The sequence below is a fragment of the Rhodococcus sp. MPR-R1B genome, from assembly GCF_058793255.1.
In genome coordinates this window covers 102282-119527 of sequence record NZ_JBXAFO010000011.1, presented here as the reverse complement: position 1 = coordinate 119527, position 17246 = coordinate 102282, and the positions used below count along the sequence as shown (strand labels likewise).

13 protein-coding genes are annotated in these 17246 nt (G+C 64.6%); 6 read left to right on the top strand and 7 right to left on the bottom strand.

Annotated features, from left to right (window positions below):
• Window positions 1-47: 47 nt before the first annotated feature.
• From lnt to AC1Q61_RS17380, 3 genes are read right to left on the bottom strand one after another with little or no spacing between them, the layout of a single operon-like run.
• Window positions 48-1616, bottom strand: a complete 1569-nt coding sequence (lnt, locus tag AC1Q61_RS17390) for an apolipoprotein N-acyltransferase (protein ID WP_492650821.1) — start codon at window positions 1614-1616, stop codon at window positions 48-50.
• Window positions 1617-1653: 37 nt separating this feature from the next.
• The gene (locus AC1Q61_RS17385; protein ID WP_215515912.1) at window positions 1654-3288 is read right to left on the bottom strand and encodes an amidohydrolase; all 1635 of its coding nucleotides are present in this window, start codon (window positions 3286-3288) and stop codon (window positions 1654-1656) included.
• Between the two features lie 12 nt (window positions 3289-3300).
• A complete protein-coding gene (locus tag AC1Q61_RS17380; RefSeq protein ID WP_003944915.1) occupies window positions 3301-3861 on the bottom strand; it encodes an FxsA family protein in 561 nt (186 codons plus the stop codon).
• Between the two features lie 250 nt (window positions 3862-4111).
• On the opposite strand from AC1Q61_RS17380, the gene AC1Q61_RS17375 reads away from it, so the two are divergent.
• Window positions 4112-4771, top strand: a complete 660-nt coding sequence (locus AC1Q61_RS17375; RefSeq protein ID WP_042919973.1) for a hypothetical protein — start codon at window positions 4112-4114, stop codon at window positions 4769-4771.
• Between the two features lie 37 nt (window positions 4772-4808).
• Here AC1Q61_RS17375 and AC1Q61_RS17370 read toward each other — a convergent pair whose 3' ends face one another.
• Window positions 4809-5468, bottom strand: coding sequence for a response regulator (locus AC1Q61_RS17370; protein WP_003945024.1), 660 nt, complete (start codon window positions 5466-5468; stop codon window positions 4809-4811).
• A gap of 57 nt (window positions 5469-5525) precedes the next feature.
• The gene (locus AC1Q61_RS17365; RefSeq protein WP_039973119.1) at window positions 5526-6689 is read right to left on the bottom strand and encodes a sensor histidine kinase; all 1164 of its coding nucleotides are present in this window, start codon (window positions 6687-6689) and stop codon (window positions 5526-5528) included.
• A gap of 38 nt (window positions 6690-6727) precedes the next feature.
• Between AC1Q61_RS17365 and AC1Q61_RS17360 the strand changes: the two genes are divergently transcribed.
• The 4 genes from AC1Q61_RS17360 to AC1Q61_RS17345 are packed head-to-tail and all read left to right on the top strand — an operon-like array spanning window position 6728 to window position 11306.
• On the top strand, window positions 6728-7495 hold the full coding sequence (locus AC1Q61_RS17360; RefSeq protein WP_042919758.1) for a TSUP family transporter: 768 nt from the start codon (window positions 6728-6730) through the stop codon (window positions 7493-7495).
• 30 nt (window positions 7496-7525) lie between these two features.
• The gene (locus AC1Q61_RS17355; RefSeq protein ID WP_042919756.1) at window positions 7526-9046 is read left to right on the top strand and encodes a TldD/PmbA family protein; all 1521 of its coding nucleotides are present in this window, start codon (window positions 7526-7528) and stop codon (window positions 9044-9046) included.
• A complete protein-coding gene (locus tag AC1Q61_RS17350; protein WP_007729834.1) occupies window positions 9043-10401 on the top strand; it encodes a metallopeptidase TldD-related protein in 1359 nt (452 codons plus the stop codon). The genes AC1Q61_RS17355 and AC1Q61_RS17350 overlap by 4 nt, the downstream gene beginning before the upstream one ends.
• Window positions 10401-11306, top strand: coding sequence for a TIGR01777 family oxidoreductase (locus AC1Q61_RS17345; RefSeq protein ID WP_042919754.1), 906 nt, complete (start codon window positions 10401-10403; stop codon window positions 11304-11306). The genes AC1Q61_RS17350 and AC1Q61_RS17345 overlap by 1 nt, the downstream gene beginning before the upstream one ends.
• 7 nt (window positions 11307-11313) lie before the next feature.
• Here the strand turns inward: AC1Q61_RS17345 and AC1Q61_RS17340 are convergent, their stop codons facing one another.
• Window positions 11314-11694 carry a PPOX class F420-dependent oxidoreductase gene (locus AC1Q61_RS17340; RefSeq protein ID WP_054188250.1) on the bottom strand — a complete coding sequence of 127 codons (381 nt, stop codon included), beginning with the start codon at window positions 11692-11694 and terminating at the stop codon, window positions 11314-11316.
• Between the two features lie 218 nt (window positions 11695-11912).
• Here AC1Q61_RS17340 and AC1Q61_RS17335 point away from each other — a divergent pair, with 218 nt between their 5' ends.
• Complete coding sequence (locus AC1Q61_RS17335; RefSeq protein WP_042919971.1) at window positions 11913-13553, top strand: GMC oxidoreductase; 1641 nt, start codon at window positions 11913-11915, stop codon at window positions 13551-13553.
• Window positions 13554-13589: 36 nt separating this feature from the next.
• Here the strand turns inward: AC1Q61_RS17335 and AC1Q61_RS17330 are convergent, their stop codons facing one another.
• Window positions 13590-17210 (bottom strand): cobaltochelatase subunit CobN, encoded by a 3621-nt coding sequence (locus AC1Q61_RS17330; RefSeq protein WP_042919753.1) that lies wholly within the window; start codon window positions 17208-17210, stop codon window positions 13590-13592.
• Window positions 17211-17246 lie beyond the last annotated feature (36 nt).

The following is a 17246-nucleotide window of genomic DNA, read 5'->3' as shown; positions in this document are numbered from 1 at the left end:
GTAGGCGCTCCTCGGAACATCGGCAGCCCTAATATCCGATGCTCGGCTCAGATTGCCGCAGTCTCCTCGGGTGAGTGCTCAGCCTGATCTCGGCGCCGGGCCAGCACTGCCATGGCAATCGCGCCGACCGCGATGATGCTGAGCACGATCTCCGGCACCGGACCTACTCGGCTGGCAAGGGTGGAGCTGGTCGAGAGCGGCACCTTCGCCACCAGGGCCGCCGGCACGAACAGGTCGGTTTGCGAAGTCACCGCACCGTCGGGAGCGATAATGGCGCTGACACCACTGGTTGCGCCGACAACGACGGCGCGGCCGTGCTCGACTGCCCGCACACGCGACATTGCCAGCTGCTGATAGGTCATCTCGGTGTCCCCGAAAGTAGCGTTGTTGGTCGGTACCGCCAGCAACTGTGCACCGTTGCGCACCGATTCCTGGAACGCCCGGTCGAACGCCACCTCGTAACAAGTCGCGACACCGATGGGTACCCCCGCTGCATGGACAACGCCGTTGCCCTCGCCGGGAACGAAATTGCCCGCGCGATCGGCGTACGAGGAGAAGTTCCGGAAGAAGCTTCGGTAGGGCAGGTATTCGCCGAACGGCTGAATGATCTTCTTGTCGTGCTGTTCCTGAGGACCGTTGGCGCCGTCCCACACGATCACCGAATTGGTGGTCGTACGATCGGCATTCACGAGTACGGTGCCGACAAGAATCGGCGCTCCGATCGCTTCGGAGGCCCGGGTGATGTCGGCAGCGGCATCGGCGTTTCGCAGGGGGTCGATGTCCGAGGCGTTCTCCGGCCAGATCACGACGTCAGGCTGATCGACGCGGCCCGCGTCCACCTCGGCAGCAAGTTTCACGGTTTCGGCGACATGGTTGTCGAGGACCTGCTTGCGTTGCGAGTTGAAGTCCAAGCCCAACCTCGGAACGCTTCCCTGAATGGCGGCGACGGTGATCGTTCGATCACCGGAATCCATGGTGGACAAGAACGGCGACACCACGAGAGCAATGATCACGGGCACGAGGGCAGCGGCAACAGCTCCGAAGAATCCTCGGTCCCATCGTTTGGCCGCGACAGCGACTGCAACTGCTGCCAAGCCGGTACCGGTCAGGGCCACCGCGAAGCTGAGCAGCGGCGCACCGCCGACACTCGCAAGAGGGAGGAGCCACCCTTCGGATTGACCGAATGCGAGCCTGCCCCAAGGAAATCCGCCGAAAGGAACGCTGGAACGAAGCCACTCGGTGAGCGTCCAGGTCGCAGCAATCCACAAGGGTGCCCATGGCAACCTCGCCACCAGAACCGCAAGCAGCCCGAACAGTCCGATGAACAACGACTCCACCGCGGCCAACGCGATCCACGGGACCGCACCTACGAACACACCGATCCACGGAAGCAACGGCACCAGAAATCCGAGACCGGCCAAGTATCCGTAACCGAAGCCGGCACGAAGGCGCAGTCCGCCGCGCCCGAAGTTCGTCAACACACACGTCAGAAGAGCGATCCCGACGGGCGCCAAGAACCACAGCGGGCGGGGTGGGAACCCTGCGAAGATCAGGAATCCACCAGCGGTCGCGTAGAGCGAACGTAGCCATGCGGAACCGGTGAGCACAGCGCTCACACGGGAGCGATCACCGACAGACGCCTCTGCGCCGGCCTCACTCACTCGACGAGCCGCGCTGATAGACGACGCGTCCGCGATGCACCGACTTGATGCAGACCGGGATCGGCGCATCTTCCGCCAGCCTCGGCAGAGCGGGTACGCGCGAGCGCGGATCGGTAGACCATCGCTGAACCGAGTCGGCGGGTGCGCTCACTTCGAGTTCGCCTGCCTCCCACAACACGTAGGAGGCCGGTGCGCCCGGATTGAGGGTTCCCGCGGCGCCGTCCCGCACTCCGCCCGCGCGCCAGGCGCCGCGAGTGGCCGCGGAGAAGGCCGCACGCGGCGAGATTCCACTTCCGTCGGTGCGGTGCTGGACAGCGGCGCGCAGCATCGCCCACGGCTCGATGGGGGTGACCGGGGCGTCGGAGCTGAATGCGAGCGAGACACCCTTACCGGCAGCAGGTGCAAACGGATTCAACGCTGCTGCGCGCTCTACTCCCAGGCGCGTGGCGTAAAGACCGTCGGTGCCACCCCACAGTGCGTCGAACACCGGTTGGACGCTAGCGATGACACCCAAGGCGGCAAAGGTTTCCGCGTCGGCCATAGACATCATTTCCGCGTGCTCGAGGCGGTGACCCAACGCGGCGACCTTGGGGCCACCCAGTTCGTCGGCGACCTTGCGGAACGCGGCCGCTGCCGACGAGACGGCACCGTCACCGATGGCATGGAAGCCGGCCTGGACACCCGCGAGGGTGCAGGCCCGGATGTGTGCGGCGATCGCGTCGACGTCGAGATAGGCGTTGCCCGTCGAATCAGGTTGGTCTGCATAGGGTTCGAGCAGCCACGCGGTATGCGAACCGAGCGAGCCGTCGATGAAGAGATCCCCACCGAGTCCGTCTGCTCCGGTTTTGTCGAGGAGCGCGCGAGCATCCTCTTCGCTGTCGACACGCTCACCCCAGTAGCCCCGAACCTCCACGCCGTGATCGTGGGCCAACAGTTCCTGAAAATCGGTCAATCCCGAGATGTCCGGTCCCCCGCACTCGTGAACGGCCACGATTCCGCGTGAGGCGCAGAGATCGAGCGCAGCGGTACGAGCAGAAGCGCGCTGAGTTTCCGTCAGCAGATTCCGAGCGGCATTGCGCGCCAGGTGGTGTGCGTCGAACGTCAACGGGCCTTCGGCTGAGTATCCAGCGGTGTCGGCGAGGCCGGAGATCCCGTCGCGCAATGCGCTCGAGCACGCGGCCGAGTGAACGTCGATCCGCGAGAGATACACCTTGCGGCCAGGGGCGGCCGCGTCGAGATCTGCGGTCGACGGCGGGGTCTGCTCGGCCCACTCGGCGTCGTCCCAACCGTGTCCCCAGATGACTGCGTCGGGATGGGCAGTTTCGGGGTTCGCGGCTGCGAATGTTCGTACTCGCGAGAGACATTCGTCCAGAGAGTTCGCGCCCACGAGATCGAGGCCGACGAGATTGAGTCCCAGTGCGGTGATGTGGACGTGGGTGTCGACGAACCCGGGAGTGACAAACGCACCACCCAGGTCTTCGATCTCCGCGGCGGGGTGCAACGCCCGTCCGGCGCGCTCGTCGCCGACCCACACGACGGTGCCGTCGGTGATGGCGATCGAGGTCGCGTCAGGTGCAAATGAACTGTAGATCCGGCCGTTGACCAGCAGACGAGTAGTCACGAGCACCCAGTCTGCCTGTTAGTACTGCGGCCCCCGCGAACGGGTGGGTGTATCCGTGTCCAGAATCTCACCCTCGAGCACCAGTTCCTTGCCGTTGCTGGCGACGTACTCGGTGGTTTCGGGTGTCTCGACGATGATCTCGCCGTCGATCACCTCGCCGTTTCCGCGCATCCGCGCCGCGTAGCCGACGGTTCCGGCGAAGGCGTCACCACCGGCGGCAAATGCTGCTGCGCGCTTACCTGCCAGGAGCACTGCAAGCGGGCGCAGCGCCCAGCGGGTCGGCGGAATCAGAAGCAGCAGGCCCAGAACCGAAGTCACGAGTCCGGGTACGAACATCAACGCGGAGCCCGCCGCGACCAAGGCGCCGTCGGCGACCGCCAGTGACGGCGATCCCTCACCCCGCGTGGCCTTACGGAACCCGTCCATGACCCGTCGCCACTGCGAGCGCATGAGGATCAATCCGACAAGCGATCCGGCGAGAAACAGCAGCACTGTCCAGGCGACACCGATGGCGTTGCCCACGATGACCAAGGCTGCGATCTCGACGATCACGTAGAGGAGAAATACGGCGGCGATCATGACGTCCCCTTTCAGACGGTCTATTCGTTCAACGCTCGAGAGGCCGGTTTTTCTCCCGACAACGACGCAGAGGTGCAAAACAGGTGGGTGCCGTGAGTCACACGGGCCTTCTCTCACGCACGTGCGACTTGCCTGGCGTTAACTAACGCTCCGCTAACGATTCTAAACCTCAAGTTGACGTTGAGACTCTGCGCATGGTCAAGTCACTTCGGGCCGTATTTCCCGGCCTCATGAAATGAAGGAGCCCGACATGAGCCGACTCCCCGGCAAGACACTCGCCCGACGCATTCCCGCTGCCATCGCCGGCACTGCCGCCGTCGTGGCACTCACCGCCGGCAGCGCGATGATCAGCGCGGGAACCGCGGCCGCAGAACCGGTGGTACCCGAAGGAATTGCCGCACTGATCGCGCAGGCCGCAGCCATCTCCCCCGAAGCCTCTGCTGCTGTTCAGCAGTTGATCGGCACGGCAGGCGCTGATCAGATCACGACCGCTCTCGATCTCCCGGGCATCGGCGTCACCAAGCCGCAGTCGTTCATGTACCCCGCACCGACGGTCGGGTGTGGCGTGGCCGGTGAACCCGTCACCGTCACCCTCAGCTCCGCACAGGCCGGTCCGAACTTCCCGTTGCCGCCGTGGGTCGAGGCCGACCATCTCCGGTTCCAGGCAATCCCGGGTTACGTCGGCATACCCAAGACCTCAGGGTTGAGTGTTGCCTGGATCAACGTCGGCACGTTCAAGGGCGGCATCGTCCCGTTGGACGAGAAGTTGCCCGTACTCGATACGCCGTTGCTCTCGAAGGTCGTCGACACCGGTGACGGCAAGGTGTTTGCCGCTCTGTTCGGCAATGTCGATTACGCAGACGGGAAGACCTGCATCGTGCTGCCAACAGTGGGCTCTTTTGATGCTTGAGCAGAGCGAAACGCTCGCTGCCTGACAGGCGGCTGGCCTACGCGCCCGGAGTCACCAGTCCGGTCTCGTAGGCCAGCACCACAGCCTGCACACGATCACGCAGATCGAGTTTGGTGAGAATGCGTCCGACGTGCGACTTGATCGTCGATTCGGACAGGTACAGCTGCTGTGCGATCTCGATGTTCGACAATCCCGTGGCCACGTGCCCGAGTACTTCGCGTTCGCGTTCGGTCAGGACGTCGAGAACCACCGGATCGCGCCGGGGCGCCGGACCGTCCACGATGAACCTCGACAGCAGACGACGTGTCACCTTCGGGGAAACAACCGCGTCACCGGCTGCCACGCTGCGGATAGCCGACACGAGGTCCTCGGGCGGGGTGTCCTTGAGAAGGAAGCCGCTGGCTCCGGCGCGCAAGGCACCGAGAGCGTGTTCGTCCAGGTCGAACGTCGTCATCACCAGGACCCTGGATTCGATCCCGGACGCAAGAATCTGCTCCGTCGCTTTCACCCCGTCGACAATCGGCATCCGCACATCCATCAACACGACGTCAGGCTTCAGCGCCACCGCCGCTGCGACCGCCGCGGCTCCGTCACCGGCCTCACCGATAACCGAGATGTCTTCATGTGCTTCGAGCACCATGTTCAGGCCCATCCGCATGAGTTCCTGGTCGTCGACTAGCAGCACGGTGATGGGCACGGCGTAAACCTATCGGGCCTGAGACGTCGGTGCCAATGCGATTGCGGCGAGCCGGTATCAATCGTGGATCTCGAGCGGCAGCTCTGCGTACACACGCCAACTGCCGTCGGGGCGTCGTCCGGTCTCGAGTGTCCCGTGCAGTACGGCCACCCGCTCACGCATGCCGACCAGTCCGTTGCCCGAACCGTGAGCGAAGGTCGAGCTCGACGTTCCGTTGTCGACGACCTCGAGTAGTACCGCGGTCTCGGTGCGGCGCACGGTGACTCGGGCCTTCGGGTTTGCGCCGGCGTGGCGGAGGACATTGGTCAGTGATTCCTGAACGAGGCGATGAATGCCCAGGCTGACCGATGGACTGACGTCGTCGAGCTCGCCGGTCAGCTCGAGGCGCACGCCGAGACCAGCGGCACGCATCATCTCGACGACCTTGGCGATGCCGGCCGTTCCGTGTTGCGGCATCAAATCGCTACTGACCTCGGTGCGCAGAAGCGAGACGGTCCGGCGAAGCTCGGCAAGGGCGTCGCGTCCGGTGCTGGAGATGTTGCCGAGCGCCTTCTTGGCCAACGCGGGATTGGAATCGACCGCATACGACGCGCCGTCCGCCTGGACGATCATCACGCTGACCGCGTGGGCGACGACATCGTGGAGTTCGCGGGCGATTCGGGTTCTTTCCGTGGCCACCGCATCCTCGGCACGCCGATCCCGTTCGTATTCGGCCACTTCGAGTCTGGCGGCCACTTCCTCGTCGTAGGCGCGGCGGGCGCTCAAGAACTCGGCGGTGATCCAGGCCAGTGCATAGAGCAGGGTCGCAATGATGATCGTGAGGATCACGTCTTCGCGGATGACGAGCAACGAGAGTGTCATGTCCAGGGCAAGGAAGCACGCGAAAATCGCCCCGGTGCGTCGATCGACATACGCAACGAGTGTGTAGAGCGAGACCCCGAGCGCCAGCAGGCCTGGATGTTCCGCAGCCGGATCCCCGGTCGCCCACATCATCAAGGTTGCGAAGTACGACATCGACAAAATGGACGCAGCGGACACACGCGGATATTTGCGACGCCACACGACGGGAAGGCAGATCAGAAATCCGACGACGAGCTGAGGCCACCGCTCCTCACGCGGCGAACTGACGAACGTAACTACCTCGAGCGCGAAGAACACGAGCGCCAGCGCGCTGTCCGCGATCATCGGCTTTCCTCGCAGCCACAGGCTGAACCTCCGCATGTGCTCAAGAGTGTCACAGCTGTGAAAGAGTCACCGCCGTGGATATTGCTGATTGGGGACTGCTGATGACGGCAGCGACGGCGGCGGGTTGGGTCGACGCCGTGGTCGGCGGCGGTGGATTGATTCTGTTGCCGGCGCTCTTTCTGGTCGCACCCCAATTGACCCCGCAAGCGGCCCTGGCCACCAATAAATTGACGGCCTTCACCGGGACGAGTGCTGCGGTGTACACGTTCTCCCGCCGAATCCCGATGGAATGGCGGCAGATGGCGCCGGCAGCCGCGTTGGCTGCGGTGACGGCCGCGTGCGGGGCGGCGGCCGTTTCGCTGATCGACAAGAAGTACTTCATTCCGATCGTGATGGTCGTCCTCGTCGCCGTCGCCGTCTTCGTGACCATGCGTCCGACGCTGGGCACGACGATCGCCACTCATCGTCCGACGCAGCGCAAGACCGTCCTCGTCCTGCTGCTCTCCGCCGGACTCGTCGGCCTCTACGACGGTCTGCTCGGACCCGGCACCGGCACCTTCCTCATCATCAGCTTCGCGACCTTCCTCGGAACCGAATTCGTTCGGAGCGCAGCGATGGCGAAGGTGATCAATCTCGGTTCCAATTTCGGCGCGCTCGCCTACTTCGCCGTCACCGGGCATGTCTGGTGGAGTTTGGGTTTGGCGATGGCGGTGTGCAACGTTCTCGGCGCGGTCATCGGTTCGCGGATGGCGCTGAGCAAGGGATCCGGATTCGTGCGGATCACGCTGTTGGTGGTCGTGATCGCCATGGTGATTCGCCTCGGATGGCAGCAGTTCGGCTGAGATCGGCGGTCGTCGGCTAGCGTCGTGTGCGTGACCGTCACCCGAGATGTCGATGCAGATTTCCTCGCCCTCCCGCTGCGAGCTGTCGCTGATGCGGCGCTGTCGGCAGCGAGAACGGCCGGCGCCCAGCACGCCGATGTTCGTGTCCACCGCGTGCTCACACAGTCGATCCGCTTGCGCGACGGCGTAGTTCAGGCGGTGTCCGACGGAGACGAGATCGGGGTCGCCGTCCGTGTGATCGTCGACGGCACGTGGGGATTCGCCTCGCACGCCGAGGTGTCCCCCGATGTCGCTGCTGCGCTGGCACGCCAAGCGGTCGAGGTCGCGAAGGCATTGCGCTCGCTCAATCGGGATCCGGTCACCCTCGCCGACGAGCCCGTCTACGCCGACGCGACGTGGGTGTCGCCGTACCTCGAAGATCCCTTCGCGACACCGACGGCCGAGAAGGTAGGCCTGCTGGTCGACTACTCCGGACGGCTTCAAGCCGCCGACGGCGTGGATCACGTAACGGCGAGTGTCCTCCAGGTCAAGGAGCAGACCTTCTACGCGGATCTGGCCGGTTCGTCGATCACCCAGCAACGGGTGCGTCTGCACCCCGAGTTCGAGGCGACCGCCGTCGACAAGTCGGCCGGCAGCTTCGAATCGATGCGCACCTTGGCGCCGCCGGTAGGCCGCGGATGGGAGTACCTCGGGGCGGAGAGCACATGGAACTGGGGCGATGAGCTCGCGCAGATCCCGGAGTGGCTGGCCGAGAAGACCAAGGCACCGACCGTCGAAGCAGGTCCGACCGACCTCGTGATCGATCCGACCAATCTGTGGCTCACGATCCACGAATCCATCGGACACGCCACCGAATACGACCGCGCGATCGGCTACGAAGCGGCCTACGCCGGTACGTCGTTCGCGACGCCGGACAAGCTGGGAACGCTGAAATACGGAACGCCACTCATGCACGTGACCGCCGACCGAAACGAAGAGCACGGCCTGGCCAGCGTCGGATTCGACGACGACGGCGTCGCCTCTCAACGGTGGGATCTGGTGGCAGAGGGAACACTGGTCGGGTATCAACTAGACCGCGTGTTCGCGCCGAGGCTGGGGCTGACGCGTTCCAACGGTTGCTCGTACGCCGACTCCGCACATCACGTTCCCATCCAGCGTATGGCCAACGTCTCGCTCTCCCCCGACCCTCACACGGACACGTCGACCGCAGACCTGATCTCGCGAGTCGAGAACGGCATCTACGTCGTCGGAGACAAGTCCTGGTCGATCGACATGCAGCGCTACAACTTCCAGTTCACCGGTCAGCGGTTCTTCAAGATCCGTGACGGAAAGCTCGACGGTCAGGTGCGCGACGTGGCGTATCAGGCGACGACGACGGATTTCTGGGGCTCGATGGAAGCCGTTGGCGGTGAGTCGACCTGGCGTCTGCAAGGCGCATTCAACTGCGGCAAGGCGCAACCCGGTCAGGTTGCGGCGGTCAGCCACGGCTGCCCGTCCGCACTCTTCCGCGGAGTCAACATCCTCAACACTCGTTCGGAGGCTCAGCAGTGATCGATCCGCAGCAGGTCGTCGAGCGTGCACTGGCCGCGAGGACGGTAGACGAATCGTTGGTGATCGTGACCGATGCGAGTGAGGCGTCGCTGCGGTGGGCCAACAATTCGATGACCACCAACGGAGTTTCGCTGTCCCGGACGTGGACGGTGATCTCGATCGTGCGCGAGGGTGACATCGCGAAGGTGGGCACTGTCAGTTCCAGCAGTGTCGATCCGGAGCAGATTTCCGCACTCGTACAGGCAAGCGAAGAAGCTGCGCGCACAGCCACTCCGGCTGACGACGCGTCCGACCTGATCACGCAGTCGGCGGCGGAGACCGACTGGGACCTGCCGGCCGCCCTGACCGACATCGGTGTCTTTGCGCCGTTGGCTGCCGACCTGTCCACGGCCTTCGACGGCGGCGACCAGTTGTTCGGCTTCGCTCACCACCAGTTGCACACCACCTGGCTCGGCACTTCGACGGGCGTGCGACGTAGAACGGCTCAGGCCACCGGCTCCGTGGAAATCAACGGCAAGCGCGGCGACGCCAGCGCCTGGGTCGGATCCGGAACTGTCGATTTCAGCGATATCTCGATACCGAAGCTCTTGTCGCAGTTGACCACTCGACTCGACTGGGCGGGTAACTCCGTCAGTCTGCCTGCCGGCCGCTACGAGACAATTCTTCCGCCGTCGGCTGTGGCGGACCTGATGATCTATCTGATGTGGACCATGGAGGGTCGCGGCGCCGAAGAGGGCCACACCGCACTGTCCACCACCGGTGGTACCCGGATCGGCGAGAAGCTCGGATTGCCACTGACACTCACCTCCGACCCCGGCGCCGAGGGCTTGCAATCCGCGCCGTTCGTGATCACGACGTCGTCGAGTGAATCCGTCTCACTGTTCGACAACGGTATGGAGATCGAACCCGTCGACTGGGTCCGAGACGGCGTCGTCAATGCGCTGGCGTACCCGCGCCACGCTGCACGAGAATTCGGTCGACCTGTCGCAGTTCCCGGCGACAATCTCATCCTGACCGGTGGTGACGACACCTCGATCGAGGACATGATCGCAGGTACCGAGAAGGGTCTACTGCTCACAACCCTCTGGTACATCCGTGAGGTGGATCCGACGACGCTGCTGTTGACCGGACTCACCCGTGACGGGGTGTATTTGATCGAGGACGGCAAGATCGTCGGCGCCGTCAACAACTTCCGTTTCAACGAGAGCCCTCTCGATCTCCTGCGGCGGGTCACCGAGGCTGGACGTACCGAGATCACGCTTCCCCGGGAGTGGAAAGATTGGTTCACCCGCACGGCCATGCCGCCCATGCGGATTCCCGACTTCCACATGTCCTCGGTCAGCCAGGCGCAGTGATGACGAAGGTCGTGATCGCCGGCGGCACCGGCGCTCTCGGCCGCCGGATCAGCGACGATCTCGCGGACCGTGGGTATGACGTCGTGGTCCTGACTCGCTCACCGAAACCTGGCAGGCACAGGCAGGTTCAGTGGGACGGTGTCACGGTGGGCGACTGGGCGGGAGAACTCGGCGGCGCCGCGGTGATCAATCTGGCCGGCGAGTTGGTCGATCGCCGACCCACCCCGGCAAACATCGCACTACTCACCAACTCCCGAGTCGATCCGACCCGCGCGCTGGTCGAAGCGTCGAAACTACTGGCGAACCCTGTTCCGGTGTGGATCCAGGCGAGCACGCTCGCGATCTACGGCGATGCGGGTGAGGCACGATTGGACGAGGATTCTCCCCTCGCTGACGGGCCACCTCAGATGACCGACGTCGCAAAGGACTGGGAGGCAGCGGTCGAGGGTGCAAACGCGTCACGAGTGGTGATCCTGCGAACCAGTGTCGTGTTGGAGAAGGGCACACCGGCGCTCGAGCGATTGCTGTTGCTCGTGCGTCTCGGACTGGGCGGACGCGTCGCCTCGGGTAGGCAGTGGACCAGTTGGATTCACATCGAGGACTGGCTGTCGATCGTTCGTTGGGCACTCGAACCCGTTTCGGCTGCCTCGGGGGTGGTCATCGCGACGGCTCCGGATCCCGTCCGAAACTCAGAGCTGATGGCCGGGCTGCGCAAGCACCTTCACCGGCCACCTGCGCCGCCGACGCCCGCTTTCATGGTCAGATTCGGCGCGTTCCTTCTTCGCAGCGACGCTGCCCTGGGCCTGACGGGTCGTCATGCCGTATCGAAAGTGTTGGCGGACAAAGGCTTCCCCTTCACGTATCCGCGGTTCGATTCAGCGTTGGACGATCTGCTCGGCAACTGACGCGCGGTCAGGCTGCAGTGATGGCAAGTCCGATCGTTCCGGTCTTGCCGCGGCGCAGGAGACTGCCTTTCATGGTGATCCAGCCGAGGATTCCGTACCGACGTGCTATCGCGTCGCGAGCATGATCGGTGCCCGGTCCGTCGAGGATCTCGGCGACGGCGGCCACCGGTTCACCCTTGGGATTTCCCCGAGCGTCACACGCAGCGACGGTGACCGACGGGTTTCGCCTGATGCGCTTGACCTTGTAGGAATCGGTGACGGTCCACATGAGGAGCTTGTCGCCGTCCGGCGCGGCCCAGAGTGGAGTCGCCACCGGAGTTCCATCCTTGCGGAAGGTCGTGAGTAGGACGTACTTGGCCTCGGAGACGCGCTTGAAGTCGGGGTTCACTCCTCGAGGATAGGTGCGAGCGCCTCTCGCTGAACACCGACAAGATTCCGCGACTATCTGGTGACCGATCAGTACCACCCAGGAAGTGCCACTTATGCACGTTTTATCCGGTTCTTCATGACGTCAGACACGCCGTTTCGTCCCCGAACTCCATCTCGAGTTATTCTGGGGCAAACCGTCGAACTGGGGAGTCGAATTTACACATGCAGCGCCGTGACATGCAGCGTCGTGACTTTTTCAAAGCCGCCGGGGCGGGGGCGGCAGTTGCAGCCGCGGCGCCGCTCATGTCGACGTCGACCAGCCACGCCACCCCCGCACCACTGCGGGCGCTCCCGATGGGTGCTGATCACTACCGCGCGCTCGTCCCCGAGTTGTTCGCACCATCTCCTACTCCCCCGGAGCATTCCGAAGCCATCGTCATCGGGTCCGGATTCGGCGCAAGCGCCACCGCCCTCCGGTTGGCGCAGAGCGGCACCCAGATCACCATCCTCGAACGCGGACTTCGGTGGCCGCATGATCCGCAACGGGAGATTCACACCTCCGACATGCTGGCCGACGGCCGCGGAGTCTTCCGGCGAACATCGTTCACCAACCTCACCGGACTCCCCGTGGCGTGCGACTACTTCAGCGGCGTCCTCGATGCCACCGACTACCAACACATCTCGGTCTGGCGCGGCGCTGCAGTCGGCGGTGGTTCCATCATCTTCACCGGCGTGATGATCGCGCCCGAGCGCCGATTCTTCGACGCAGTCTTCGGCAACTCCCTCGACTACGACGAGATGGCGTCCACCTGGTACCCCAAAGTGCGCCAGATGCTGCGTCTGAGCCCGTTGCCCGAAGACATTTACCAAACCCCGAACTTCGGTCACTCGCGTCGTTGGGATCAGGACGCTCGTCGTGCCGGATTCGATCCGCAGCGGATCGACGGGATCTGGAACTGGGACGTGGTGCGCTCAGAACTCGACGGCCGAACCCGAGCCTCGGCCACTGTCGGTGACAGCAACATGGGTAACTCCAACGGCGCGAAGTTCGACCTCACACAGAACTACATTCCCGCCGCCGAAGCCACCGGACGAGCCACCGTCTGTTACGGACATCAGGTGCTCGCGATCAGTCGCGAACGTGATGGACGCTACGTCGTCGACGTCGAATCGACGGATCCGACGGGTGGCGTTCTGGCCCGGAAGACTCTTACCTGTGACCGTCTGTTCCTCGGCGCCGGCTCGATCGGCACCTCCGAACTGCTGGTACGCGCCCAGGCGACGGGCGCGCTGCCCAACCTCAACGAACACGTCGGTAAGGGCTGGGGAACGAACGGCGACGCCGGGATGGTGCGCTCGTTCGGCTTCAGTGACGGCACTGCGCAAGCCTCACCGTCGGCATCACGCATCGTCGACGAGTCGGGAATGCCACTCTCCCTCGAGAATTGGTATGTCCCCGGCTTGCCCGTCAACATCGGCATGCTCGGAACATTGGGGATGACCCTCGACTCGCAGCGCGCCGACTTCGCCTACGACGGCGGCTCCGATCGGGTGGTGCTGAACTGGCCGAAGAACGGCAACGACGCCACCGTCGAGGCACTACGCGCCGTCCAGAACAAGATGGCCTTCGCCGGCACCACGCTGCCGTCCGCCCTGCCGTTCGCGAAAGACGTCAATTCCTCGTTCACCGCGCATCCCCTAGGCGGTGCGGTTCTGGGCAAGGCCACCGACGGCTACGGGCGAGTCAAGGGCTACGACGGCCTGTACGTGATGGACGGCGCTGCCATTCCGGGCAGCACCGGCACCGTCAACCCGTCACTGACCATCACTGCTCTGGCGGAGCGGAACATCGCTCAGATCATCAAGTCCGGACGCTGACTCACTTCAGCGCCCGGACCTGACGGTGATCGAGGTTTACTCCCCCTCGAGCTCGCCTTCGGTTTCGAGGTACACCTGACGCAAGCCGTCGAGTGTCTTCTGCTCGGGGTGCTCCCACATGTTGCGTTCGGCGGCTTCGAGGAGCCGCTCGGCGATTCCGTGCAAGGCCCACGGGTTGGACTGCGTCATGAACTTCTGGTTCTGCTCGTCCAGAACGTAGGTCTCGGCGAGCTTTTCGTACATCCAGTCCGCGACCACGTTGGTGGTGGCGTCGTACCCGAAGAGGTAGTCGACCGTGGCCGCCATCTCGAACGCACCCTTGTACCCGTGACGGCGCATCGCGTCGAGCCAGCGGGGATTGACCACGCGCGCCCGGAAGACACGTGCGGTCTCTTCCGAAAGTGTGCGTGTGCGAACCGATTCCGGCCGAGTGCTGTCGCCGATGTACGCCTCGGGCGACTTTCCGGTCAGCGCGCGCACGGTCGCAACCATGCCGCCGTGGTACTGGAAGTAGTCGTCCGAATCGGCGATGTCGTGCTCACGCGTGTCGGTGTTCTTGGCCGCCACGTTGATTCGACGGTAAGCACTGCGCATGTCGTCGGCTGCCGGGATTCCGTCGAGCCCACGGCCGTACGCGAAGCCGCCCCAGTTGGTGTACACCTCGGCGAGGTCGTCGTCACCGCGCCAGGTCTTGGAGTCGATGAGTTGCAGCAGGCCGGCGCCGTAAGTTCCGGGCTTCGAACCGAAGATGCGGGTGGTCGCACGCCTGGCATCGCCGTGCTCGGCAAGGTCGGCCTGCGCGTGGGCGCGCACGTAGTTCTGCTCGTCCGTCTCGTCCAATGCGGCGACCAACTGAACAGCGTCGTCGAGCAGTGCGAGCACGTGCGGGAACGCATCACGGAAGAATCCGGAGATGCGGACGGTGACGTCGATGCGCGGGCGGCCGAGCTCTTCGAGATCGATGACTTCGAGGTTGACCACACGTCGGCTTGCTTCGTCCCAGACAGGGCGAACACCGAGGAGCGCGAACACTTCGGCGATGTCGTCGCCGGAGGTACGCATGGCGGCGGTACCCCACACGGACAGACCCACCGAGCGCGGGTACTCGCCGTGATCGGCGAGATATCGAGCGGCGAGCGACTCGGCCATCGCCTGACCGGTCTCCCACGCAAGTCGTGAGGGAACTGCCTTGGGATCGACGGAGTAGAAGTTACGACCGGTGGGAAGCACGTTGATCAGGCCGCGCAGCGGTGACCCACTCGGGCCGGCGGCGATGAAGCCGCCGTCGAGCGCGTGCAGGACCTGCTTGATCTCGTTGTTCGTCTGTCGGAGGCGTGGAACCACTTCGGTGGCGGCGAACTGAAGGATCTTCACGACGGTCTCGTCGTCGCTGAGTTGTTCTGCCGCAGCGGGGTTCCAATCGGCGTCGTACATGCCGCGAACCAGAGCGTGCGCCTTTTCCTCGACGTCGTCGACACGGTTGCGGGACTCGTCGCCGTCTTCGCTGAGCCCGAGAGCTTCGCGCAGACCAGGGACACTCTGTTCGCCGCCCCACATCTGACGGGCACGGAGCATGGCCAGGACCAGTTCGATTTCGGCGTCGCCCTCGGGTGCGCGGCCGAGAATGTGCAGACCGTCGCGGATCTGGACGTCCTTGATCTCACACAGCCACCCGTCGACGTGCAGGAGCATGTCGTCGAACACGTCTTCTTCGGGACGCTCCGCGAGGCCGAGGTCGTGGTCCATCTTGGCCGCCCGCATCAGCGTCCAGATCTGCTGGCGAATGGCAGGGAGCTTGGACGGGTCGAGTGCGGAGATATTGGAGTGCTCGTCGAGCAGTTGCTCGAGGCGGGAGATGTCGCCGTAGCTTTCGGCGCGGGCCATCGGCGGGATCAGGTGATCGACGAGAGTCGCGTGGGCGCGACGCTTTGCCTGTGTTCCTTCACCCGGGTCGTTGACGAGGAACGGGTAGATCAGCGGCAGGTCGCCCAGGGCTGCGTCGGTACCGCAGTTGCTGGACATGCCGAGTGTCTTGCCGGGCAACCATTCGAGGTTTCCGTGCTTGCCGAGGTGCACAACGGCGTCGGCGCCGAATCCGCCGTTGTCCGGTGTTGCAGCGATCCAGCGGTAGGCCGCGAGGTAGTGGTGGCTCGGCGGCAGATCCGGGTCGTGGTAGATCGCGACGGGCTTTTCACCGAATCCCCGCGGCGGCTGGACCATGAGGACGATGTTGTTGAATCGCAGTGCCGCGATGACAATTTCGCCGTCGGGATCCTGCGAGCGGTCGACGTACAGCTCTCCGGGCGCTGCGCCCCAGTGCTCTTCGACACCGCTGCGCAGTTCCTCGGGCAGGGTGGCGAACCATTCGCGGTACTTCGCTGCCGAGATGCGGATCGGATTGCCCTCGAGCTGCTCGGCAGTGAGCCAGTCGGGATCCTGTCCGCCGGCCGCGATCAGGGCATGGATCAGCGCGTCGCCGTCCTTCGCCGCCAGGCCGGGAACTGCGTCCGGACCGTCGACCGGACCGAGATCGTAACCGGCAGAACGCATTTCGGTGAGCAGGTCGATTGCGCTCGCCGGAGTATCGAGACCGACGGCGTTGCCGATGCGGGCGTGCTTGGTCGGGTACGCCGAGAGCATCAGAGCAACGCGACGCTCGGTGGTGGGAATGTGGCGCAGCTTGCCGTGACGGACCGCGATCCCGGCGACACGGGCAGCGCGCTCGACGTCGGGGACGTACGTGGACAGTCCGTCGGAGTCGATTTCCTTGAAGGAGAACGGGACGGTAATGATGCGGCCGTCGAATTCCGGCACCGCGACCTGGGTCGCGACGTCGAGAGGCGACAGTCCGTCGTCGTTCTCGTCCCAGGTGGCGCGGCTACTGGTCAGGCACAGGCCCTGCAGGATGGGGACGTCGAGCGCAGCGAGTGCGGCGACATCCCAGGCTTCGTCGTCGCCACCGGCGGACGCGGTCGCGGGCTTCGTGCCACCGGCAGCAAGAACTGTCACGACCATGGCGTCGGCGCGGCGGAGCGTGCTCAGAAGTTCGGCTTCTGCGGTTCGCAGAGATGCGCAGTAGATCGGCAGCGCGGTGCCACCGGCCTCGGCGACCGCGTCGCACAACGCCTGGATGTACCGGGTGTTTCCGGCCAAATGCTGGGCGCGGTAGTACAGAACTGCGATGACCGGACCGCTCGCCGAGTCGAGATCGGGCGCGAAATCAGCGATGCCCCAGGAAGGCAGGTGGGCCGGCGGTTCGAACCCGTGGCCGGTGAGCAGGACGGTGTCGGACAGGAAGTGGTGCAGCTGTGCCAGATTCTGTGCGCCACCCTCGGCCAGGTAGTTGTGCGCCTCGGCAGCAACACCGGCGGAAACCGTCGAGCACTCCATGAGGTCGGCGTCCGGCGCGTGCTCGCCGCCGAGAACGACTACGGGAAGTCCGGAGGCGAGGACCATGTCCAAGCCGTCTTCCCAGCTGCGACGGCTGCCGAGGATACGAACGATCACGAGGTCGACGCCGTCGAGCAAGGGCGGCAAGTCCTCCGAGACCAGCAAGCGTGAGGGGTTGGCCCAGCGGTAGGAAACTCCGTCGCCGGCTTCCTGGCTGGCGCGGGCGCTCAGCAGATCGGTGTCGGACGTGGAGAGCAGAAGAATCACGGGTGAAGCCTTCCTGGGGTTTCGCGCCCCGTGGCA